This window comes from Paenibacillus riograndensis SBR5 (assembly GCF_000981585.1).
GTDB lineage: Bacteria > Bacillota > Bacilli > Paenibacillales > Paenibacillaceae > Paenibacillus_AQ > Paenibacillus_AQ riograndensis.
Genome location: NZ_LN831776.1, coordinates 4,571,758 through 4,593,882, shown reverse-complemented (window position 1 = coordinate 4,593,882; position 22,125 = coordinate 4,571,758). Strand labels below are relative to the sequence as shown.

Annotated in this window: 18 protein-coding genes; 12 read left to right on the top strand and 6 right to left on the bottom strand. The window is 54.3% G+C overall.

Going from position 1 to position 22,125, the window contains the following annotated elements:
* Entirely contained in the window at nucleotides 1-858 is an 858-nt protein-coding gene (locus PRIO_RS19380) for an AraC family transcriptional regulator (RefSeq protein ID WP_046504210.1), read from the bottom strand.
* Nucleotides 859-995: 137 nt separating this feature from the next.
* On the opposite strand from PRIO_RS19380, the gene PRIO_RS19375 reads away from it, so the two are divergent.
* Nucleotides 996-2,579 (top strand): glycoside hydrolase family 43 protein, encoded by a 1,584-nt coding sequence (locus PRIO_RS19375; RefSeq protein ID WP_020431711.1) that lies wholly within the window; start codon nucleotides 996-998, stop codon nucleotides 2,577-2,579.
* A 206-nt stretch (nucleotides 2,580-2,785) separates the two neighbouring features.
* Here PRIO_RS19375 and PRIO_RS19370 read toward each other — a convergent pair whose 3' ends face one another.
* Nucleotides 2,786-3,100 (bottom strand): winged helix-turn-helix transcriptional regulator, encoded by a 315-nt coding sequence (locus PRIO_RS19370; RefSeq protein WP_020431713.1) that lies wholly within the window; start codon nucleotides 3,098-3,100, stop codon nucleotides 2,786-2,788.
* Nucleotides 3,101-3,300: 200 nt separating this feature from the next.
* On the opposite strand from PRIO_RS19370, the gene zwf reads away from it, so the two are divergent.
* The 10 genes from zwf to hydF all read left to right on the top strand — a co-directional run bounded on the left by zwf (nucleotide 3,301) and on the right by hydF (nucleotide 15,543).
* On the top strand, nucleotides 3,301-4,833 hold the full coding sequence (gene zwf, locus PRIO_RS19365; protein ID WP_020431715.1) for a glucose-6-phosphate dehydrogenase: 1,533 nt from the start codon (nucleotides 3,301-3,303) through the stop codon (nucleotides 4,831-4,833).
* A 40-nt stretch (nucleotides 4,834-4,873) separates the two neighbouring features.
* On the top strand, nucleotides 4,874-5,770 hold the full coding sequence (gene gnd, locus PRIO_RS19360; protein WP_020431717.1) for a phosphogluconate dehydrogenase (NAD(+)-dependent, decarboxylating): 897 nt from the start codon (nucleotides 4,874-4,876) through the stop codon (nucleotides 5,768-5,770).
* A 631-nt stretch (nucleotides 5,771-6,401) separates the two neighbouring features.
* Nucleotides 6,402-6,752 (top strand): Na-translocating system protein MpsC family protein, encoded by a 351-nt coding sequence (locus PRIO_RS19355; protein ID WP_020431720.1) that lies wholly within the window; start codon nucleotides 6,402-6,404, stop codon nucleotides 6,750-6,752.
* Between the two features lie 132 nt (nucleotides 6,753-6,884).
* Nucleotides 6,885-9,029: a formate dehydrogenase subunit alpha gene (gene fdhF, locus PRIO_RS19350; protein ID WP_046504205.1), complete on the top strand. Its 2,145-nt coding sequence runs from the start codon at nucleotides 6,885-6,887 to the stop codon at nucleotides 9,027-9,029.
* Nucleotides 9,026-9,670 carry a 4Fe-4S dicluster domain-containing protein gene (locus PRIO_RS19345; protein ID WP_046504202.1) on the top strand — a complete coding sequence of 215 codons (645 nt, stop codon included), beginning with the start codon at nucleotides 9,026-9,028 and terminating at the stop codon, nucleotides 9,668-9,670. The genes fdhF and PRIO_RS19345 overlap by 4 nt, the downstream gene beginning before the upstream one ends.
* A complete protein-coding gene (locus tag PRIO_RS19340) occupies nucleotides 9,670-11,094 on the top strand; it encodes a [FeFe] hydrogenase, group A (RefSeq protein ID WP_046504196.1) in 1,425 nt (474 codons plus the stop codon). The genes PRIO_RS19345 and PRIO_RS19340 overlap by 1 nt, the downstream gene beginning before the upstream one ends.
* Nucleotides 11,091-11,675, top strand: coding sequence for a 4Fe-4S dicluster domain-containing protein (locus tag PRIO_RS19335; RefSeq protein ID WP_020431737.1), 585 nt, complete (start codon nucleotides 11,091-11,093; stop codon nucleotides 11,673-11,675). The genes PRIO_RS19340 and PRIO_RS19335 overlap by 4 nt, the downstream gene beginning before the upstream one ends.
* 50 nt (nucleotides 11,676-11,725) lie before the next feature.
* On the top strand, nucleotides 11,726-12,772 hold the full coding sequence (gene moaA, locus PRIO_RS19330; RefSeq protein WP_231869722.1) for a GTP 3',8-cyclase MoaA: 1,047 nt from the start codon (nucleotides 11,726-11,728) through the stop codon (nucleotides 12,770-12,772).
* Between the two features lie 6 nt (nucleotides 12,773-12,778).
* On the top strand, nucleotides 12,779-14,233 hold the full coding sequence (locus tag PRIO_RS19325; RefSeq protein ID WP_020431741.1) for an aspartate ammonia-lyase: 1,455 nt from the start codon (nucleotides 12,779-12,781) through the stop codon (nucleotides 14,231-14,233).
* Nucleotides 14,230-15,543: a [FeFe] hydrogenase H-cluster maturation GTPase HydF gene (gene hydF / locus PRIO_RS19320; protein WP_020431744.1), complete on the top strand. Its 1,314-nt coding sequence runs from the start codon at nucleotides 14,230-14,232 to the stop codon at nucleotides 15,541-15,543. The genes PRIO_RS19325 and hydF overlap by 4 nt, the downstream gene beginning before the upstream one ends.
* 512 nt (nucleotides 15,544-16,055) lie before the next feature.
* Here hydF and hydG read toward each other — a convergent pair.
* From hydG to fdhD, 3 genes are all read right to left on the bottom strand, one after another.
* Nucleotides 16,056-17,471 (bottom strand): [FeFe] hydrogenase H-cluster radical SAM maturase HydG, encoded by a 1,416-nt coding sequence (gene hydG / locus PRIO_RS19315; protein WP_046504191.1) that lies wholly within the window; start codon nucleotides 17,469-17,471, stop codon nucleotides 16,056-16,058.
* A 41-nt stretch (nucleotides 17,472-17,512) separates the two neighbouring features.
* Nucleotides 17,513-18,565, bottom strand: coding sequence for a [FeFe] hydrogenase H-cluster radical SAM maturase HydE (gene hydE, locus PRIO_RS19310; RefSeq protein WP_081487287.1), 1,053 nt, complete (start codon nucleotides 18,563-18,565; stop codon nucleotides 17,513-17,515).
* Nucleotides 18,566-18,691: 126 nt separating this feature from the next.
* Entirely contained in the window at nucleotides 18,692-19,510 is an 819-nt protein-coding gene (gene fdhD, locus PRIO_RS19305; RefSeq protein WP_020431753.1) for a formate dehydrogenase accessory sulfurtransferase FdhD, read from the bottom strand.
* Nucleotides 19,511-19,747: 237 nt separating this feature from the next.
* Here fdhD and PRIO_RS19300 point away from each other — a divergent pair, with 237 nt between their 5' ends.
* Entirely contained in the window at nucleotides 19,748-21,034 is a 1,287-nt protein-coding gene (locus PRIO_RS19300) for an L-cysteine desulfidase family protein (RefSeq protein WP_020431754.1), read from the top strand.
* A 60-nt stretch (nucleotides 21,035-21,094) separates the two neighbouring features.
* Here the strand turns inward: PRIO_RS19300 and PRIO_RS19295 are convergent, their stop codons facing one another.
* On the bottom strand, nucleotides 21,095-21,850 hold the full coding sequence (locus PRIO_RS19295; RefSeq protein ID WP_039835841.1) for a DeoR/GlpR family DNA-binding transcription regulator: 756 nt from the start codon (nucleotides 21,848-21,850) through the stop codon (nucleotides 21,095-21,097).
* Between the last annotated feature and the right edge of the window lie 275 nt (nucleotides 21,851-22,125).

Below are 22,125 nucleotides of genomic sequence, written 5' to 3'. Positions count from 1 at the left end.
TTAATTGTTTTTTCTGTACTTCAGGGGTGTGGTTCCGAGGACTCTTTTGAAGAGCTGGTTGAAGTAGGAGGCGTTCGGAAAACCGACGGCGATGCCGATCTGTTCGACCGGCATGTCGGTTGTGCTAAGCAGACGGCAAGCCTGTTTGATGCGCCGGGCTGTAAGGTAGTCCACCAGGCGTCCGCCCGTTTCCTGATGAAAGACTCTGGAGACATAGGACTTGGACAAATGGGTCTCGGCGGCAAGCTGCTCCAGATTAACTTCTTCCTGATAGTGTTCCTCGATCCAGCTCATAATCTGCTCGGAATAGCGGAGGTTTCGCCGTTCCTCCGGTTGAATGAGGGAATTCTCTCCGGTTCCGAGACAGCTCAGCAGCTGAAGGAGCATTATCGTAATATCTTCGCTGTCTTCCTCCATGGTGCTGTTGCGGCACAGGTTGTAATTCTTATAGATCCAATCCACCGCTCCGGCGCTGCTGCTCAAATCAAATCCGCAATAGGTATTCCGGCCCTGCCAGAGCGCGGAGAAGATGGCCTTGCGTTTGGCAAAGCCCGACAGCAGATTCTCGGCGGTGTGCGGATCGATATAAAAAATCGTACGCACAAAAGGACACTCGCGGGAGACCTCGGAATAAATCCGGTGCAGCTGGTAGGGCTGGAAAAAGAACAGCATGCCGGAGCGGATATCGTACATCTGCTGGTTCACGACAACGTTGCCCTGGCCGCTGTGAACATACATGACCTCACAGCACTGGTGCCAATGGTAGTAGCCTTTGTAATGATCGTCGGTATATATTTGATAGTCCCAAATCAGCGACTTGCGGTCCGTAAAAATGACAGGTTCGAACAGCTGTTTCATAAAGCCTCCATCATGACAAAATATAAACATTTCCGTATAACCCAGTATAACTTTTTACAGCTGTAACCGCTACAATAAAACGGAGAACAATTAATGAAAAGCATAGTTGCTCAGCGAATATTAGGAGGGTAAAATTCATGGCTCCAACCATCGTTAATCCAGTCCTGAAGGGCTTTCATCCAGATCCGTCCTTCCTCCGTGTAGGGGATGATTACTATATCGCCACCTCCACCTTCGAGTGGTTCCCTGGAGTGGAAATCCACCATTCCCGCGATTTGGTGCATTGGCGCCCGCTTACCCGTGTCCTGACCGAGTCTTCGCAGGTGGATCTGCGCGGCAATTCAAGCTCCGGCTCGATCTGGGCGCCGGCGCTATCATACGATAACGGAATCTATTATTTGCTCTTTACCGATGTGAAGTCACGCAAAAGTGCCTACAAGGATCTCCATAACTATCTCATCACCGCTGCAGATATCCTGGGACCCTGGAGCGATCCGGTACGGCTGAACGGCAGCGGCTTCGATCCCTTCCTGTTCCATGATGCCGACGGTACCCAATGGCTGCTGAATATGCGCTGGGATTTCCGCAAACAGCACAGTAATTTCTCCGGTATAATCATGCAGCAGTATGATCCTAAGAGCCGCAGCTTGACCGGACCTGTCCATGAGCTGTACAAAGGGACGCCTGCCGGCGTAACGGAAGGGCCGCAGCTCTACCAGAGAAACGGCTATTATTACCTGCTGGTCGCAGAGGGCGGGACGGGCATCAATCACATGGTTACGCTCGCCCGCAGCCGCAGCCGGACCGGCCCTTATGAGACCGATCCGGATTACCCGGTGATGACCACTGCGCACGATCTGGCCTTTGCCTTCCAGCAGGCAGGTCATGGCTCTCTGGTGGAGACTCAATCCGGCGAGTGGTACATGGCCCATCTGTGCACGCGTCCCATCCCGGGAACCGGAACGATGAATCCGCTGGGCCGGGAAACAGCCATCCAGCGCGTGGTCTGGACGGACGACGGCTGGCTGCGCCTGGCCCATGGCGGCAAGCTGCCCGCGCTGGCGGTAGAAGGACCGGACCTGGAACCCCATCCATTCCCGGAATGGCCTGAGCGGGATGACTTCGATTACGATACGCTGGGTTATCCTTACCAGAGTCTGCGGGTGCCGTTTGATCCCTCCTGGGTCAGCCTGACTGAGAGGCCCGGGTTTCTGCGCCTGCGGGGCAGGGAATCGCTGGCCTCGCTGCATGACCAGAGTCTTATAGGGCGTCCGATTCAGCATTTTGCCTGCACGGTGTCCACCTGTCTGGAGTTCGAACCGGATACCTTCCTGCAAATGGCCGGGCTGGTCCTTTATTATGACGACAGTGATTACTACTACCTGCGGGTGACCGCTGACGAGATCAGAGGGGTAAGCCTTGGCGTTGTAATGTGCAGAGCAGGGAAATACGATGAGATCACTTCAATGCAAATTTCAGTGAAGGCCTGGGACCGCTACTACCTGAAGGCAGCAATTGATGGCCGGGACATCATGTTCTACGCTTCACCGGATGGAGAAATCTGGACCGCCATGTGCACACCGCTTGATTTTGGCACGCTGTCCGATGAATACGGGGGCAAGCTGGGCTTTACCGGTGCCTATGCCGGCATCTGCGTCCAGGATCTGGATCAGCAGGCAAAAAAGGCGTATTTTGATTATTTCGAGTACAGGGCGGACTGAAGACGTTAAGGGTGACACGATATGGCTTTTCCCTCCGGGAGTTCGAGGTGTACGGATCGTAAGCCTGATTCTTGCAGACCCCGTCCGGCAACATAAACACTATCAAGGAAGCAACGAACGGCATGCCAAGCAGCAGGTCTCCATTTTGGAGTCCTGCTGTTTTTTCGCACAATCGAGCGTGGGAATGTTACTTGTTATTTATATGATTACAGCCATTTTAATGCCCAGGCTTCCACATGGCCCAGCGCCTCGCCCAGCTCCTGGCCTTTGGCCGTCAAAGAATATTCGGTCCGCACCGGCCGGTCAGGGATCACCACGCGAATCAGCAAGCCGTATTCCTCCAGCTCCTTCAGGCGTTCGTTCAGCATACGTTTGCTCAAATCCGGAATCATCGTATTCAGCTCACTGAAGCGTTTCGGTCCGTCATTAAGTACATGAATGATGAGACTGACCCACTTTTTCCCGATAATCTGATGGACATGCTCTGCACCCGCGAGCAGTGATTTGACATCCTCTATCATAGTTGTCCCCATCCCAACCCAGTTATTATTAATTCCTCCCTTACTATACCATAGTGATGAATTCGTGAAAATAAGTACTATCCGTAAATGTCGAAATGAGGTTGACGAATGGTTTCAGCAGTCGTATTATGAGTGTTGTAAAGTTTGTGAGTAATAATAAGTAACCTTATAAACATTTTATAACAACGGGAGGAATGAAAGTGGAATCATCAACATTTGTACTTTTTGGGGCAACCGGGGATTTGGCGAAGCGGAAGATTTTCCCTGCCTTATATAACTTGTTTGCCGATGGCAAGCTTTCCGGTCCTCTCTTTGTGATAGGTCTGGGCAGAAGAACGCTGACTAATGAATCGTTTCAGGCAGGTGTACTGGATTCACTCCACGCCTTTTCCCGGCGGAAGGTAGAGGATTCCCCGGAGCTGCAACGTTTTCTTAAGTCTTTTGAATACAGTGTGCTGGATGTGGGCCACCCTGAGGATTATAGGAAGCTGCTGGGGCATGTTCAGCGGCGTGAAGAGGAGCTTGGCCTTCCGCAGAACCGGATGTTCTATCTGTCGGTCGGACCGGAATTTTTCGGTGAAATTGCCGCAAATATCAATGCCAGCGGACTCGGGGACACCCGGGGCTGGAAACGTCTGATTATTGAAAAGCCGTTCGGGACCGATCTGGAATCGGCGCGGGTGCTGAATGACAGCCTGAACGCAGCTTTTACAGAAGAAGAGATTTTCCGTATCGACCACTTTCTGGGCAAGCCCATGGTGCAGAACCTTGAGGTGCTGAAATATTCCAATCCTGTCCTGAGAGCCTTGTGGCAGAACCGCTATATCGCCAATGTGCAGATTACGGCCAGTGAGACAGTCGGTGTGGAAGAACGGGCCGGTTATTATGACAAGGCCGGGGCACTCCGCGACATGTTCCAGAATCATATGCTTCAGCTCGTAATGATGATGGCCATGCAGCTTCCGAAGGGAAGCACTCCAGAGGATGTCCGCAGCAAAAAACGGCATGTTATCCAGTCGGTCCGTCCGCTGCTGCGGGAGAATCTGGCGCAGAATGTGATTCGCGGCCAATATGCAGCCGGAGAGATCAAAGGCCGTCCCGTGGACGCCTATACCTCCGAGCCGGGAATCGGTCCGTCTTCGCAAAACGAGACATATATCGCCGCCCGCCTGTTTATCGATGACCCGCTCTGGGATGAAGTGCCTTTCTACATCCGTACCGGCAAACGTATGAAAGAGAAGTCGACACGGATCGTTATAGAGTTCAAAGAACCGTTTAATGACTTGCATAACCTGAACAGACTGAATCTCGATCCGAATCTGCTGATTATCGACATCGGTCCGGAAGAAGGGATATCGCTGCAGCTCAATACCAAAAATCCGCGCCAGCACGGGCAGCTTGAACCCGTAAGCATCAGACATGATTCGGCCAATCCGGAGCTGCCGGAAGCCTATGAAAACCTTATTTATGATGCGCTGCTGGGCGATGCCACTTTTTTTGCCCACTGGGATGAAGTGGAATTATCCTGGCAGTGGGTTCAACCGATTATCGAGGCAACGGCTGGCGGCACGCTTCCGCTGCATTTGTATCCTGCAGGCTCCAACGGTCCGGCGGCTGCGGATGAATTGCTGGGCGATGCCCACTGGTGGCTGGATGAACCAACGTCTGATGCACACAATAAGATTACTGCCGTTCATGCTGCGGATTCGGAAGCTGTACGTCCGGGAGCATGAGAAATTCCAGGTTAACTAATACAATCGGAGGGATATAATCATGAAAGTCGGATTGATCGGATTAGGAAAAATGGGCGCCAATCTGGGCCGGAATCTGCTGGACCATGGACACGAGGTGGTTGCGTTTGATGTAAACCGGGAGGCGGTTTCGGAGCTTGAGTCCAAAGGTGCGGCTGGAGCAGACAGTCTGGCCGGACTGGTCTCCAAGCTGGGAGTGCCGCGGATTGCCTGGATTATGGTGCCGCATGCTTTTGTCGATTCCGTTATTGAAGAACTGGCCCCGCTCTTATCCAAGGGAGATATTATTATAGAGGCCGGAAATTCCCAGTACAAAGAATCCATCCGCCGTCACGGAGAGCTTGCGCAGCAGGGAATCTACTTCCTGGATGCAGGAACCTCCGGAGGGATGGAAGGCGCGCGCAATGGAGCATGCTACATGGTCGGTGGCGATGAGGAAGCCTGGGCCGTTGCAGAACCGCTTTTCAGGGACACTGCTGTCCAGGACGGATATTTGTTTGCCGGCAAGCCGGGCAGCGGACATTTTCTGAAAATGGTCCATAACGGGATAGAATACGGAATGATGGCTGCCATCGGAGAGGGCTTTGAGGTGCTGGAGAAAAGTGGGTTCGATTATAATTTCGAACAAGTGGCACGGGTATGGAACAACGGTTCCGTCATCCGCTCGTGGCTGATGGAACTGGTGGAGCGCGCCTTTTCCAAGGATGCCAAGCTGGATGAGATAAAAGGGGTTATGCACTCGTCCGGGGAAGGCCGGTGGACGCTGGAAACTGCGTTTGATCTGCAGGCTGCCACCCCTGTCATCGCCATGGCGCTCCTGATGCGCTACCGGTCGCTGGAGACGGACACCTTCACCGGCAAAGTCGTTGCAGCTCTGCGCAATGAGTTCGGCGGCCATGCCGTGGAAACGAAGGATTAAGCCGGAGCGAACGTAAGAGATTTATACTTTTTTTAAAATATAAGAATTTATATGCTTCACGCTATAAATTTTCCTTCTATTTCTCGCTGAAACGGTACCGTCCTTGTAAAGGACGGCAAAGCCGTTTCTACTTGCTGGGCTTTTTATCGGTCCTGAAGACCTGCAGATTTCCGGCTCTGCGGGTTTTTTGCTTTCCGGCGGACATCTACTCTGCATAATGTGAGTAATGTAGTTAAATCGCGGTAATTGCTCGGTTGTTTTTTGGAGGACTGTGTCCAAACGGTAACTGTATTTTGTGCAACTCAATGGGCTGGTATCGGTTCAAAAATAGATTTAACTGTAATTCGTACACTTCAATCGCACTCAATCAACAAAAACGTATTCAAACGCCATTTTTAACTGTACAGAATACAGTTAGCGCTGAAAAAAGGCGGATACGTCCTATTTTAAATGCACGAAATACAATTAGCACTCCAACGGGCACCAGCACAACCTAAACCCGTGATCTGCAAACAGCGGACTTCATTTTACGGAGCGATTTTATCAATTGACAACATTTATGGATGGGTTTAACATATGAATTGCTTATAAGAAATTCCATATAAAGGAATGCTCAGGTGAGGGTGTTTGGATGTCTGAGGCTGATTTTGAATACCAGGAGAAGATTAGAAGACTTGCCGTGAAGATTGTGAAGCATTACCGGGGGAAAGGGCCGGAGAATGTGAAGGTGAAGCTGGATAATGAGTCGCAGATCACTATTGAAATCAGGGGGATTCTCTCCAGTCTGTCGGAAATTCTGCTGAAGGAGGGCGCGGCTGATCTCGTTGCGGAGTACTGGAAGGTGCTGAAGCCTTATTTGGAGCGCGGTTTTATGGAGGAACTGATAGAGACGGTAGGCTGCAGGTTTTCATATTCTTGGAGACTTTGTGATCAGTATCATGAAGGCCGGAGCGTCATCATACAACTTAATAAATCGGTTTGATTAGAGAGAAAGGGCGTGGGTCACTTCGCTTTTTAATAAGCCATTACACGGTGTATGGAACAGTATGCTTTGTATTGGCTTATTTTTTGTTGTATATAATGTGCAAAAAATCACAAGGAGAGGTGACAAGGAATGGAAAATAAAGTATTGACTGTATGCCCTTATTGCGGCAGCGGCTGCCAGCTGTATTTGCTGGTCGAGAATGGACAGGTCGTAGGCGCAGAGCCTGCAGATGGCCGGACGAACGAGGGGAATCTTTGTCTGAAAGGCCATTACGGCTGGGATTTCCTGAATGATCCGCAGCTGCTGACCTCCCGCCTCCGCAAGCCTATGATCCGCAAGGAAGGTGTGCTGCAAGAGGTGTCGTGGGAAGAGGCGATAGGATTTACTGCGGAGAAGCTGAACGCGATCAAGGAGAAATACGGGCCGGATGCGATTATGGGCACGGGTTCGGCCAGAGGGCCGGGCAATGAGGCCAATTATGTCATGCAAAAGTTCATGCGGGCGGTTATCGGAACGAATAACATCGACCACTGTGCGCGGGTCTGTCACGGTCCGTCTGTTGCGGGATTGACATATTCGCTGGGAGATGGAGCGATGTCCAATTCGATTCCGGAAATTGAAAACACCGATCTGCTGCTGATCTTTGGCTACAATGCTGCCGTTACCCACCCGATTGTGGCCAGAAGAATTGTAAAAGCGAAACAGAAGGGGGCGGTGCTGATCGTCGCGGACCCCCGGAAGACCGAATCGGCGCGGATTGCCGACACCTGGCTGCCGCTGAAGGGCGGGACGAACATGGCGCTGGTGAACGCTTTTGGCCATGTGCTTATTGAAGAGGAGCTGTATGACAAGGATTATGTCTCCAATTTCGTTCAGGGTTTTGATGAATACAAGGCGAATGTGGAGAAATATACCCCTGAATATGCAGAGCGTATAACCGGTGTGCGGGCGGCAGACATCCGCAAGGTGATGCGCCAATATGCCAAATCCGGCAAAGCGATGATTCTCTACGGCATGGGGGTATGCCAGTTTGCGCAGGCCGTGGATGTGGTCAAGGGATTGGCTTCACTTGCGCTTCTGACCGGTCATTTCGGCAGAGAAAGTGTCGGGATCGGTCCGGTACGCGGACAAAATAATGTGCAGGGCTCCTGCGATATGGGCGCGCTGCCTAACGTCTATCCCGGCTACCAGTCTGTGGAGGATGCCAAAATCCGCAAGAAATTCGAAAAAGCCTGGGGCACATCCCTCCCCGATAAGACAGGATACCGGCTGACGGAGGTGCCGCATCTCATCCTGAAGGAGAACAAAATCAAGGCTTACTATATCTTCGGTGAAGATCCGGTGCAGAGCGACCCGAATGCCGCCGAGCTGCGGGAGGCGCTGGATCAGCTGGAGCTGGTGATTGTCCAGGATATCTTCATGAACAAAACGGCGCTGCACGCCGATGTGATTCTGCCAGCCACCTCCTGGGGTGAGCATGACGGCGTCTATTCTTCGGCCGACCGGGGTTTCCAGCGCATTCGCAAAGCGATCGATCCGCCCGGCGATGTGAAGCCGGACTGGCAGATCATCAGTGAAGTGTCTACAGCCATGGGTTACCCGATGGCATATAAGAATTCCGAGGAAATCTGGGATGAGATGCGGAAGCTGTGTCCAAGCTTCGCCGGAGCCAGCTACAGCAAGATGGAAGCACTTGGAGGGGTTCAGTGGCCCTGTCCTTCCGAGGATCATCCGGGGACCCCTTATCTGTACCAAGGGAACCGGTTTACCACGCCAAGCGGCAAAGGACAGCTGTTCGCCTGTGAATGGAGAGCGCCGCTAGAGCAGCCGGATGCCGAATATCCTTTGACGCTCTCCACGGTCCGGGAGGTCGGGCATTATTCCGTGCGCACGATGACCGGCAATTGCCGGGCGCTCAGCCAGCTGTCCGATGAACCGGGGAACATCCAGATCAGTCTGGAGGATGCGGCGGAGCATGGCATTGCGGACGGCCAATTGGTGCAGGTCTATTCCCGGCGGGGGCACATCATGGCCAGGGCGCAGGTCAGCGGCCGGATCAAAAAAGGGGCAACTTACATGACCTATCATTTCTGGATCGGGGCCTGCAATGAGCTGACGGTTGATTATCTGGACCCTGTCTCCAAAACACCGGAATTTAAATACTGTGCGGTCCGGATTGAAGCGATATCCGACCAGGCACAGGCCGAAGCTTTGGTCCGCAAACAATACGCGGAGCTGCGAAAGCAGATGCTGGTGGGGGCGGTTCCGGAATGAACCACGCCGCTTCCAATTCCCTGGTCATTGCCTATGCCGCCAAATGCATCGGCTGCAAGGCCTGTGAGCTGGCCTGCTTCGCGGTGCACAACCGTGACAACGGTGTGGGCACCGCAGTCGGCACTGTCACGATGCCGGTGCTTCCCCGGCTGTATGTCATCCGCACCGACAGCTTCACGATGCCGGTTCAATGCCGGCAATGCGAGAACGCCCCTTGTGCGGGAGCCTGTCCGGTCCAGGCGATCCGCCAGCAGGACGGGGTCATTGCCATCGACGCGGAAGCCTGCATCGGCTGCAAGGCTTGTGCCTTGGCCTGTCCGTTCGGGGCGATCAGCCTGTACAAGGCCTACAGCGGCGGAGCGGAGCTGCCGCAGCCGCTGCTGCAGGAACGCCGGGACAGCAAGCTGCAGCGCAAAACCCGGATCACTGCTTACAAATGTGATCTATGCAGGAATACGGAAATCCCCGGTGGTACTGCTGCCGGGGATAATGCCGGCGGCAAGGGGTCTTCAGCCGCCGCAGCTCAAGACCGTAATCCCTCCCCCGCATGTGTGGCCGTCTGCCCGGAAAAGGCGCTGCGGCTGGTTGAAGCGGGGACGGGCAGCTCCTGCAGCTTGAACAGAGAAGGGGGGACATTCTAATGCCGTCCAGTGAGCCCATCATTCATATTGATCCAGAGCTGTGCACCGGCTGCCGCCGCTGCGCAGCGGTCTGCCCGGTGGATGCCATCACCGGAGAGCCGGGCCAGCCCCAGGAAGTGGATGCGCACCGCTGCGTAATCTGCGGACAGTGCGTGCAGATCTGTACCGCTTATGCCCCGGACCATCTGGAAGCTTCGGATGGCCTGAAGGCCAAGCGGCTGCAGAGGGGGCAGCTGCCAAGTGTGCGGGAGCCTTTGTTCGCGGCCTATTCCACCGGCCAAGCGCTTGAAGTCAAGCGTGCGCTGGCAGATCCGGCGCTGTTTAAGGTGGTGCAATGCGCACCGGCCATCAGGGTTTCCCTGGCCGAGGAATTCGGCCTGCCCCTGGGCACGTTGACCCCGGGCAAGATGGCCGCCGCACTGCGGCGGCTGAAGTTTGACCGGATCTATGATACCAACTTCGGTGCGGACGTTACAATTATGGAAGAAGGAACGGAGCTGATCGGAAGGGTAATGTCGGGTGAGCGCCTGCCCATGTTCACTTCCTGCTGCCCTGCATGGGTCAAGCATGCTGAGACGGCTGCGCCGGAGCTGCTTGACCATTTATCAAGCTGCAAGTCACCGATGCAAATGGTTGGTGCACTCGTCAAAACCTATGGCGCCAAGCAGGACGGGGTGGACCCGGCGAAGATTTACAGTGTGGCGGTCATGCCCTGCACCTGCAAGGAGTTTGAGTGCAGCCGTGAAGAGATGGAGGTGGATGGGCTCCGGGAAGTCGATGTAGTCATCACTACCCGGGAGCTGGCCCATCTGATTAAAGATGCAGGCATAGACTTTGTGAATCTGCCGGATGAACCGTTTGATTCCCCGCTGGGCTTATATTCCGGGGCGGGATCGATCTTTGGGGTTACCGGCGGGGTGATGGAAGCGGCCATCCGAACCGGTTATGAGCTGGTGACGCATGAGACGATCCCGAACCTCCAGTTAGATTTTGTCCGGGGCGAAGAGGGGCTTCGCACGGCTACGGTCCAGCTGGGCGAGCTGGAACTGAAGGTGGCCGTCGTCGCCGGGCTGAAATATGTGTCTGCGATTCTGCAACAGGTGAAGGCAGGTCGTTGCCCTTATCATTTTATTGAAGTGATGGGCTGTCCGGAGGGCTGTGTCAGCGGAGGCGGACAGCCCAAGCTGCTGCTGGAGACCCAGCGCAAGACAGCCTATCAGGCCAGAAAAAGCTCGGTCTACCGCCATGATTCCCATCAGCAGGTGCGGAAATCACATGAGAATCCGGCCATTATCAAGCTGTATAAGGATTTCCTGGGTGAGCCTCTGGGCCATGTCCCCCATCATCTGCTCCATACAACGTATCAATCCAGGGAGAAAAACGTCTCCCCAATAAGCGCTGGGCGTAAAGGAGGAAAATTATGAACAGTTTTGTCATCGCCGATCCTGGTCTGTGCATTGGCTGCCACACCTGTGAGGTGGCTTGTGTGTCCGCCCATTCCACGGAAAATATGTTCCTGCAGCAGGAAGAGAATCCGGACTTTTATCCGCGGCTGAGGGTAACGGAGACCGACCAGGTCACCGCCCCGGTGCAGTGCCGCCAATGCGAGGATGCTCCTTGCGCCAATGTATGTCCGAATGGCTCGATAACCAATATAGGCAGCAGTATCTCGATCAACCAGGATACCTGTATCGGCTGCAAGACCTGTATGCTGGTCTGCCCATTTGGAGCCATTGCTATGGTTCCCGAGTTCCGGGGCGGGCAGAAGCAGGTACAGCCTGGACTTCGTTCGAACGCAAACGGGGTATGGGCGCGCAAGGAACGGCTGGTTGCCAGCAAATGTGATTTGTGTGAAGAGAGCGGGAACGGTCCGGCATGCGTACAGATTTGTCCCACACATGCGCTTCAGCTTGTGGTTCCCGATGATGTATCCATGGACACCGCTGCCAAAAGGGCGGCCAGTGCACAGACACTTCAGCAGTTCGGCGGACTTATCCGGCTCTGAATTGATCCACATTAGAAAGCAAGGTGAATGTCTTGTCTGATGCCCAGGCTTTGGCCGATTCTTTTGGCCGTATACACAATTATGTGCGCATCTCCGTCACGGACCGCTGCAATCTGTCCTGCGAGTATTGCAGACCGGACCAGGCGGACGCAGCTTTTTCACCGGAGCCGCTGACCTTTGATGAAATTGCCACGGTGGTGTCCGTGCTTGCAGATATGGGTGTAACCAAGGTGCGGCTTACCGGCGGTGAGCCGCTGCTGCGTCCGCATTTAGAGGAACTGGTAGCCCGTCTGCATGCGGTAAGCGGGATTGAGCGCATAGGTCTTACAACGAATGGAATACTGCTGGCTTCCAAGGCCAGGGTGCTGCGTGAAGCCGGATTGACTGATGTCAATATCAGTCTGGACTCCCTCCAGCCGGAGCGCTTCGCCAGGATTACCGGAGGTGGGGATGTCGGAAGGGTGCTTCACGCCATTGGCAGCAGCCTGAATGCAGGCTTCGAACGGGTGAAGGTGAATATGGTTGTCATGAAAGGGATAAACGATGATGAAATCGAGTCCTTTCTGCAATTGACCCTGAAATATCCCCTGGATATCCGGTTCATTGAATATATGCCGATCGGCCGGGGAACGGAGGGCTGGCAAGCAGGATATATGCCCCTTGGCGGAATTTTGGAGCGCTGTTCCAGGGCAGGCTGGGCGTATGAGCCGGTCTGCTCTGATGATCCCGGTCATGGGGCAGCGCCCGGTCGTGATGTAACAATGGACACAACGGATTCGGGGCCAGCCCGGTATTACCGCATTAAGGGGGCAGCGGGACAATTCGGGCTGATCGACCCGGTCAGCAGGCATTTCTGCATGACCTGCAACCGGCTGCGCATCACGGCCAGCGGTCATATCAAGCCCTGCTTGTACTGGAATGACGAATGGAATGTAAGGCCGTATATCGGGGAGGCTGAACTGCTCAAGCAATTGTTCCTGCGGTCGCTGGAGCATAAGCCCGGGCGGCATGATATGCCGGACAGGCTTAAGGAGAGCGGCGTAGTGCGGCCGGTTCAGGAGAATACCGTCCGCCAGATGTCACAGATTGGCGGGTGAAAATAGATGACGGATGATTCAGCGTACCGGATGGAGCGTGATGCTCTGGGCAGCCTGCCCGTTCCGCAGGATGCCTATTATGGCATTCATACCGCGCGGGCGAAGGAGAATTTTGCGGCCGGAGGGCGGCCGGCGAACCGTAAGCTGATGCATGCGATCGCCAGGGTCAAACAGGCAGCGGCCAAGGTAAACGGGCGGAATCATGCTTTGCCGCAGCAGAAGGTGCAGGCCATTCTTGCGGCATGTGAAGAGATCCTGGACGGCTGTCTGGACGCGCATTTGATCGTTGATGCCTATCAAGGGGGAGCGGGAACCAGCAGCAATATGAATGTGAACGAGGTAATAGCCAACCGTGCCATTGAGCTGCTGGGGGGATCAAAGGGGGATTACAGCATCGTCCATCCCATTGATGATGTGAACCTCCATCAGTCGACGAACGATGTCTATCCCACTGCGCTGCGCATTGCTGTTATCCCGCTCCTGCGGCAGCTGGCCGAAGAGCTGGCTTCACTTCAGGAAGTGTTCCAGGTGAAGGAACATGAATATGCGGACCTGCTGAGACTTGGAAGGACCCAGTTGATGGATGCACTGCCGATTCTGGCGGGGCAATCCTTCGGAGCCTATGCCAAGGCGGCTGCTCGGGACCGCTGGCGGCTGTACAAGGCCGAGGAACGGCTGCGGGAAATCAATATTGGAGGAACGGCTGTAGGGACGGGGATGAACGCGCCGCTAACGTATATTTATACCATAGCTGATGAACTGCGCGAGCTAACGGGGCTGGGCCTTTGCCGGAGCGATTTTCCGATGGACGGGACTCAGAACATGGATGTGTTCGTGGAAGTATCCGGTCTGCTTAAGGCCGCAGCGGTCAATCTCCTGAAGATTTCTAATGACTTCCGGCTGCTGTCTTCCGGTCCTGCCGGAGGGATCGGCGAATATATTCTCCCGGCCGTGCAGGCGGGGTCTTCGATCATGCCGGGGAAAGTAAACCCGGTCATCGCCGAGATGCTGGGCTCTGTGGCGATGCGGGTGATTGCGGACGATACGGCTGTAACGCTGGCGGCTGCAAGCGGTCAATTGGAGTTGAACGCGTTCACCCCTGTACTTGCCGAGGCCTTATTGGAATCTCTGGAGCTGCTGCTGCACGGCATTCCGCTGTTCCGGGAACGCTGCTTGAGCGGCCTCAAGCTGGATGAACACCGTTGCCGGGAGCATGTGGACCGTTCAGGGGTGCTGGCTGCTGCTACGATAACCTATCTTGGTTATGACAATGCTGCAGCACTTGCCAAGGCGGCTGCTGCTTCCGGCCGTCCCCTGGAGCAGCTGCTAGTAGAGGGCGGATGGATGACCGAGAAACAGATTCAAGAGGTGCTGCATCCGCTGGAGGTTACCAAGCCGGGAATTCCCGGCCGTAGCGGACAGTCCGGTGCTGAACATGGAAGGAGGCTCATCCCAGAATGAGCGTGAATGATACGCCGCGTGGAGAAAGAGCGCATATCGCTGTTTTTGGCCGCCGTAATGCCGGCAAATCAAGTCTGATCAATGCGTTCTGCGGACAGGAAGTGTCGATCGTCTCCCCGGTAAGCGGGACGACAACCGATCCTGTGTACCGGCCCATGGAGCTGCTCCCGGCGGGTCCGGTCGTGCTGATCGACACTGCCGGACTGGACGACACGGGGGAACTTGGTGAGCAGCGTATCCGCCAGACGCTGCAAGTTCTAAAAAAAACAGATCTGGCGCTCCTCGTGGTAGATGCAGAGGCGGGTGCGGGGGAGTTCGAGCGGGAACTGCTGCAGAGATTGGCTGCGGCTGGAACAAATGTAATGATTGTACTAAATAAAATCGATAAAATCACTTCTGACCCGCCGTCGCTCGAAGAACGGTGCAGCCAGTTGGCCTTGCGGCTGGAGGCCGGCTCTTCCATCCGGCTGTTCCCTGTCAGCACGATGAGCGGAAGCGGAATCGGCGCGCTGAAGAGGGCGGCAGCAGACAGGCTCGCCCAGGAGGAGCAGCGTTTCCGGCTGGTCGGGGATCTGCTGAGCCCCGGCGATGTGGCCGTGCTGGTGGTGCCGATTGATAAGGCTGCCCCGAAGGGCAGGCTGATTCTCCCTCAGCAGCAGGCCATCCGCGATATTATGGAATGTGATGCATTGGCTGTGGTCACTAAGGAGCAGGAGCTGAGCCACACCCTGTCCCGATTGACCGGCAAGCCGCGTATTGTCATCACGGATTCACAGGTGTTTCTGAAGGTTCAGGCGGATACACCGCCGGATGTGCCGCTCACTTCATTCTCCATTCTGTTTGCCCGGTACAAAGGCGACCTTCCCCGGCTGGTAAGCGGTGCGCGCTCCATCACCAGACTGAAAGACGGTGACCGGGTCCTGATTGCCGAAGCCTGCACGCACCACCGCCAGTCTGATGATATCGGCTCTGTCAAGATTCCCCGCTGGCTGCGGGAGATCACGGGCCGGCAACTGTTGATCGACCACGCAGCAGGCAGTGACTTCCCGGCGGATCTGGAGCAGTATTCGCTGATCATCCACTGCGGCGCCTGTATGCTGAATCGCCGGGCAATGCTGCGGAGACTGGATGAAGCGGAGGCTGCCGGTGTGCCGATAGTCAATTATGGTGTGTTTATCGCCTATGTTCAGGGTGTTTTTCCCCGGGCGATTGAGATGTTCCCGTCGGCTATGCTGGCTTGGGAGAATGGGGGCTCCGGCAATGCCCGCCAAAGCCGGAGGCCGGATACCATGCCCCTGCCCATAGTCTGAAGCAGGCTGCATCTGTTTTGAATTCAAGAGTAATGAGACTCTGATTAATTGGAATCTCATTACTCTTTTATTGTAGCCAAGTGGTGCTATTCCTTCGTTGGGGTTAAGGCAGGTGTACTGTTTGCGAGCAGCGGGGGAGCGGGGTGGAATTAGTGAACTTAGATTAGCTTAAACCGATTAGCAGAAGTTACAAATTGGAATTAGGAGAGGTAATTATAGCGGGTTCACCTGAAAGGTACGAATGGGCCTGGGCCTGGTTAGGGTTACTTATGCTTATTGTCCTTCTAATGTACAAAGTGCAATAGAATGATCATTTCGGCCGATTTAAGGCAATCCCAGCTCAAAAAGCTGCGCCGCCCCTTGAAGGGCTGCGCAGCAGTGTTCAATTCCGTTATCGATGAAAATATCCGCCTACATTTGCAAATTAATTTTTATAAGCCAGTCCCGGTGGAATACTCTGCTTTTTTTAGCATAATAGCCCCGGGGTCAGCTCTCTACCCGGCACATTCACGCTAGAACCGCAAATCCCTCTCCCCCGCATGAATCCGCTGCAGCTGCTCCCGGGTAGCTTTTCTTACGCCTTCCCGCGGGATGCGCTCCAGGTTCTCGCGGATCGTCTGCTCACCGATGGCCCGCATTTCCTCATCCGCATAATCCAGCAGGTACTCCTGGAAGGTCATCAGCGAGTTGGGCTGGCAGACATTGTGAATCTGGCCCGATTTGGCCAGCTGCATAAAGCGGTCGCCGGTGCGGCCTTCCCTGTAGCAGGCTGTGCAGTAGCTGGGCACATACCCGTCCTTGCACAGGCTTTTGATGATTTCCATAGGCGAGCGGTGGTCGCCGACGGTGAACTGCGGAGTATCCTCCTTGTTCTTATTGACACTATAGGCACCGACACCAGTCGCTGAACCCGCGCTGATCTGCGAGATGCCGAGTCTGATGATCTGATCGCGAAATTCAGAATCCTCGCGGGTGGACAGGATCATTCCGGTATAGGGCACAGCCATTCTCAGCACCGCAACAATTCTGGCAAAATCCGCATCGCTGACCAGATGGGGGTAATTGTCCAGATTCACGTTTTCGGCTGCACGCAGGCGGGGGACAGAGATCGTATGCGGGCCGCAGCCGAACGCCTGCTCCAGATGCTCCGCATGCTTCAGCATGGCAATAGTATCGTATTTATGGTCGTAGAGGCCATACAGAACCCCGATGCCGACATCGTCAATGCCAGCGGCCATGGCACGGTCCATAGCCGTTGTGTGCCAGTCGTAATCATGTTTGGGCCCTTCGGGATGGAAATTCCGATAGCTGGGCCGGTGGTATGTCTCCTGGAAAAGGATATAGGTGCCGATTCCGGCTGCCGCAAGCCTCCGGTAATCTTCTTCCGTCGTTGCAGCAATGTTGACGTTGATCCGCCGGATGCTGCCATTGTCCAGCTTGGTGTCATAGATCGTCCGGATGCAATCGATAATATAGTCGATAGAGCAGTTGCGGGGGTCTTCACCGGCCTCCAGCACCAGTCTTTTATGCCCGAGAGCCTGCAGCACCTTGACCTCTTCGGCAATTTCAGCTGCGTTCAGGCGGCTGCGCGCAAACTCCGAGTTGGAATGCTTGTATCCGCAGTAGACACAATTATTAACACAATAGTTGCTGACATACAGCGGTGCAAACAGGACGATCCGGTTGCCGTAAATCTGCTCCTTGATGCTCCGCGATACCTGATACAGCTGCTCCAGCGTTTCCTTGTCCTCTACATGGAGCAGCACGGCCGCTTCCCGGGAGCTTAGGCCTTTGCAGGCTTTTGCTTTTTCCAGGATGGCGGCTATGATCTGCGGATCGGCTGCTGCTTCCGAGCCATACCGCAAGGCCTCCATAATTTCCTCGTCTTGAATAAAATCCGCTGGCCGGCGTTCACTCACTTTGCTCACTCATATCCACTTCTTTCTGGTTTATCTTTATGATCAGGACTTCAATGTTCCTGGAGAGAGCGGGAGAGATGCTTTAAGCTGTCGCCGCGTCCCATATCCACATGGAAACCGGCGGATTTCACCCGCTGCTCCAGACAGAATCTGCACTGGGCGGATTCGTCGCCCGTACAGATTTTGTTATTGTAGAGCATATATTTGGCCCGTACAGACATAGGGGAGAGGTTGGGCATCAGGACATTCGCTCCAGCCTGCAGCGCCCGCTCCCGTCCGTTCGGATGGGCGGTGCCCATCGCAGTAGTCGCCGGAATCAGGGCATCCGGCACCATCAGCCGGGCCAAGGCAATCATGTCGAGTGTGTTCTCTACCGTTCCCGGCTGCTCGTCCCTCAGCGGAGTGTCCCGGTGCGGCAAAAAAGGGCCGATGCCGATCATATCCGGCTGCAGCTCCTGCAGATACAGCAGATCGTCCGCCAAATCGGCAGCGGACTGCCCGGGCAGTCCGACCATGAATCCCGCTCCCACCTGATAGCCGATCCGCTGCAGGGCGCGCAGGCGGTCCCGGCGGTCCGCATACTCCATTGTAGGATGGAGTGCACGGTACAGAGAGGCAGAGGCGGTTTCATGACGCAGCAAAAAACGGTCTGCACCCGCCGCGTATAGCCTTGTATAACTTTCATCATCCCGCTCACCGACCGACAGTGTCAGCGCGGCATCCGGGAACTGCTGTTTGACCGATGTGATCAACTGCACCAGCTTGTCCGTGGTATACCAGTCGTCTTCACCGCTCTGCAGCACAAACGTACGGTAGCCCAAGGTGTAGCCCTCCCGGCAGCAATCGAGAATCTCTTCCGGCTGCAGCCGGTAACGGCTTAAGGTTCTATTCCCGGAGCGCAGGCCGCAGTACAGGCAGTTTTGTTTGCAGATATTTGAGAATTCGATAAGTCCGCGCAAGTAAACGGCGGTGCCGTAGGCTGTGATTCTTGCCTTATGGGCCAGATCATACAGCCGCCTTCGGAGAGCTCCTTCAAGATGGCTGATCAGATCCGCCAAATTCTGCTGGCTCACTGATCCGCCAGACGCTAATTGTTCCAATATCGGGTACGTTGCGCATCCCTCCCTCGGCTGTCCGACATAGTCACATAAAGGTTGAACATGACTTGTAAATATTGTAACAAAAGTAAATTTACAGAACAGTGAGCTTTATGCTTGAAATTGCTTGTTTTATCGTTTCATTTCCAGTGGCCCCAGGTCGCTGATCCGCTCGGGATGTGAATACACATTGCAGGAATTTTGCCGGATGAAGCCTACCGCGGTGATCCCCAGCTGCTCTGCCAGTTCAACAGCCAGGCCCGTAGGAGCAGATTTGGATAAAATGATCTCACACCCGATTTTAGCCGCCTTGAGCAGAATCTCCGAGGAAATGCGGCCGCTGAAGGCGATGATCTGATTGCCGGGATCGATGCCTGTCCTCAGGCAGTGCCCGTAAATTTTGTCCAGCGCATTGTGGCGTCCAATATCACTGCGGGAGAGCACGATCCCTTCCGGATTACAGAGGGCGGCACAGTGTACGCCTCCAGTCCGGTGGAACAGCTCAGCGCCGCTAAGCACCTCATCCATGAGGCGGAAGCAATCATCGAAAGTAAGCAGGGTATGAACTCCTGTTATACTTTTGGCGGTCCGTGCATCATTGACATAGACGAACCCGTGGCGGCTGGACCCGCAGCAGGAGGTGACATAACGTTTGGCAAAAAGCTGGCGGTGGAGCGGATTCCAGCGGTCTGTAGTTACATGCACAAAGCCTTCTTCTTCCTGTGTCCACAGCTGCCGGATATCCTGCATTCCCCGGATAATACCCTCCGATGCCAAATACCCGACAACCATATCCTCGATATACTCTGGTGTGCAGACCAGGGTAACGAATTCTTCGCCGTTGATTTTGATGGTTACCGGTTGCTCTGCCACAATCGAATCCTCTTCCCGGCTTAGCTGGCCGCTGCGGTAGCGGATGATGCTTCCATGCTGCTCCGAATGCTGTTCCATGGTTATCCTCCGAATATGTAAAATTTAAGACCAGTAAAAATAACTTAAAATGTTAAAAATTACTATCCTGTACATTCCTACTACAACACGTTTTCCAAAGTCTGTCAATTTCACTTCTCACAATGCTGGCTGCCGGATAAGATAAGGGGTTCCCTGGAGCTTGCCGCTGATATATTATATAGAAACAAACTTCTGGGTCAGAGAGAACCAGAGAAAATAGAGAGTAGGAGAATTTATATGTTGAGCTTATTGGAAATTTTGCATAAGGAAGTAGTTCCGGCGGAAGGGTGTACTGAACCGATTGCAGTTGCCTATGCTGTTTCCTTGGCGGCAGAGCTTCTTGAGGAAGAAATCACATCCATCCGGCTCCAGCTCAGCGGCAATATCATTAAAAATGCTATGGGGGTGGGCATACCCGGCACAGGGCAGACCGGACTCCCCATTGCGGCGGCACTCGGTGCGGTAGTGGGCCGTTCCCATAAAGAGCTCGAAATCTTGTCTAACCTGACACCGGCAGAATTGAAGCAGGCGAATTCGCTGCTGGACCGGGGGCTTTTGGAAGTAGAGCTGAAGGACACTCCCGAGAAACTGTATATCGAAGCTAAGGTGTATTCCCGGAATCATCTGGCGACAGCCATTATTGCCGGAGAGCATACCCATATAGAGTTTCTGGCACTGGACGGGGAGAAGATCACTCCGCCAAAATCCAAAGCAGACTGCGGCAAGCCGGGGCGGGCGGATTCCGGCTATGCCGGTTCTGTTGACCGGATCTTTGAGTTTATCCATACGGTTCCTTTCGGGGATCTCAGCTTTCTTCTGGAAGGTGCCCGGATGAACAAGGCCATATCCGATGAGGGATTGCGGGGCAATTATGGCCTGCAGGTCGGCAAAAAGATGAGCCAGCAATCGGCGGTGAATTTGTTCGGCAATGATGTGGCCAGCCGGATCATTGCCGCGACGGCAGCGGCCTCTGATGCGCGGATGGACGGCAGCGCCATGCCGGTGATGACAACGGCCGGCAGCGGGAATCAGGGCATCGCCTGCACGCTGCCAGTGATTGCACTGGCAGAGCTTTTGGGCAAGGACGAGGAGAAGCTGGCACGGGCGCTCGCGCTGAGCAATCTGGTCACAGTCCACATTAAGCATTACATCGGGCGGCTCTCGCCGCTATGCGGTTCGGGGATTGCGGGCGGAGTGGGGGCGAACAGCGGGATTATTTATCTTATGGGGGGCAGCCTGGCGCAGATCAAGCATGGAATACAGAATACAATAGCTTCCTTGTCGGGCATGATCTGTGACGGCGCGAAATCAACCTGTGCGCTGAAAATTTCCACCTCCACCAATGCGGCCATCCAGGCAGCCACACTGGCGATGAACAACATTGCTCCAACCACGAAGGATGGTGTTATTTTCGAAGAGGTTGAAGATACGATCCGCAACATGGAGCGGCTGGTTCAGGAAGGGCTGGCGGATACCGATACTGCGATTTTAAATATCATGCTCTCCAAAGGCGGAGCGGTGTAGCACCATATGCAAGACCGCCCGGTTCCCTGCACAGCAAACGGCAGGGACCGGGCGGTCTTTTTAGTACAATACCTCGATATTTTCTTCAGCCAGCCGTGTCAGCCAGGATTCCGCAGGCCGGCGGTCCGTAATGAGCACGTCAATGCTGCTAAGCTCCACCAGCCTGGTGAACGCTGTTTTGTCGAATTTGGTATGGTCGGCGAGAAGCACAACCTTCTGGGCCTGGCGCAGCATGTACTTTTTCAGCTCGCATTCCGGCTCGTTGGAATCCGTAACTCCCCGCTCCATATCAATGCCTTTGCAGCTGATGACTGCGGTGTCCACGTTGTAGCGCCGGATGGTATCATGGGCGACCGGCCCGACCAGTGACAGCGAACGGTGGCGCAGCGAACCGCCGGAGGATATGATATTCATACCTGAGCTGGCGAACTCATGCAGAATATTAATGGAATTTGTGATTACAGTCAGATTGTTTTTGTTGCCCAGCAGCTTTAGAAACTCGAAGGCAGTAGAGCTGGGGTCCACCATCAGGGTATCTCCATCGTTAATCAGATCCAGCGCCTTAAGCGCAATATTGCGTTTCATATCAGTGTTAAGCGCATTGCGCGTCACAAAGGGCAAATCCTCATTGGTATGCCTGTTCAGCATCGCCCCGCCGTAAGTCCGGCTTAGAATGCCGTCCTTCTCCAGCTTTTCCAGATCCCGCCGGATCGTTTCTTCGGTTACCTCGAACATCCGGCTGAGATCGGAGACGAGCACCCTTTTGTCCTGATGCACAAGATCTATGATTTTTTTGCGTCGTTCGGCTGCAAGCATATGTATCACCTTTCCGGAGCTGTATGGAATAACTATAGACTTAAATATCTGTGTTTTGCAAGAAAATATGTGAAAATCACAGGGAATACATAGATGTTTCTTTGTGAAACGGACATTAAACAAATAAAAACAACATTATTTATATTTTATTTGTTGACAACAAAGATTTATGGGAATACGATGATGATGTTAATGCTTTGTTTGTAAGCGATACCTTTTTGAGGGGTGCCAGTGCCGGTCGGCTGTTTTGTACTCAGTGGCCAGCCTGAGGTGCC

Coding starts and splice junctions, on each gene's coding strand:
- PRIO_RS19375 (WP_020431711.1), top strand. CDS start 996: ATGGCTCCAACCATCGTTAATCCAGTCCTGAAGGGCTTTCATCCAGAT.
- PRIO_RS19300 (WP_020431754.1), top strand. CDS start 19,748: ATGTTGAGCTTATTGGAAATTTTGCATAAGGAAGTAGTTCCGGCGGAA.
- PRIO_RS19295 (WP_039835841.1), bottom strand. CDS start 21,850: ATGCTTGCAGCCGAACGACGCAAAAAAATCATAGATCTTGTGCATCAG.
- PRIO_RS19325 (WP_020431741.1), top strand. CDS start 12,779: ATGACGGATGATTCAGCGTACCGGATGGAGCGTGATGCTCTGGGCAGC.
- hydF (WP_020431744.1), top strand. CDS start 14,230: ATGAGCGTGAATGATACGCCGCGTGGAGAAAGAGCGCATATCGCTGTT.
- fdhD (WP_020431753.1), bottom strand. CDS start 19,510: ATGGAACAGCATTCGGAGCAGCATGGAAGCATCATCCGCTACCGCAGC.
- PRIO_RS19355 (WP_020431720.1), top strand. CDS start 6,402: ATGTCTGAGGCTGATTTTGAATACCAGGAGAAGATTAGAAGACTTGCC.
- gnd (WP_020431717.1), top strand. CDS start 4,874: ATGAAAGTCGGATTGATCGGATTAGGAAAAATGGGCGCCAATCTGGGC.
- PRIO_RS19370 (WP_020431713.1), bottom strand. CDS start 3,100: ATGATAGAGGATGTCAAATCACTGCTCGCGGGTGCAGAGCATGTCCAT.
- fdhF (WP_046504205.1), top strand. CDS start 6,885: ATGGAAAATAAAGTATTGACTGTATGCCCTTATTGCGGCAGCGGCTGC.
- PRIO_RS19340 (WP_046504196.1), top strand. CDS start 9,670: ATGCCGTCCAGTGAGCCCATCATTCATATTGATCCAGAGCTGTGCACC.
- PRIO_RS19345 (WP_046504202.1), top strand. CDS start 9,026: ATGAACCACGCCGCTTCCAATTCCCTGGTCATTGCCTATGCCGCCAAA.
- PRIO_RS19335 (WP_020431737.1), top strand. CDS start 11,091: ATGAACAGTTTTGTCATCGCCGATCCTGGTCTGTGCATTGGCTGCCAC.
- PRIO_RS19380 (WP_046504210.1), bottom strand. CDS start 858: ATGAAACAGCTGTTCGAACCTGTCATTTTTACGGACCGCAAGTCGCTG.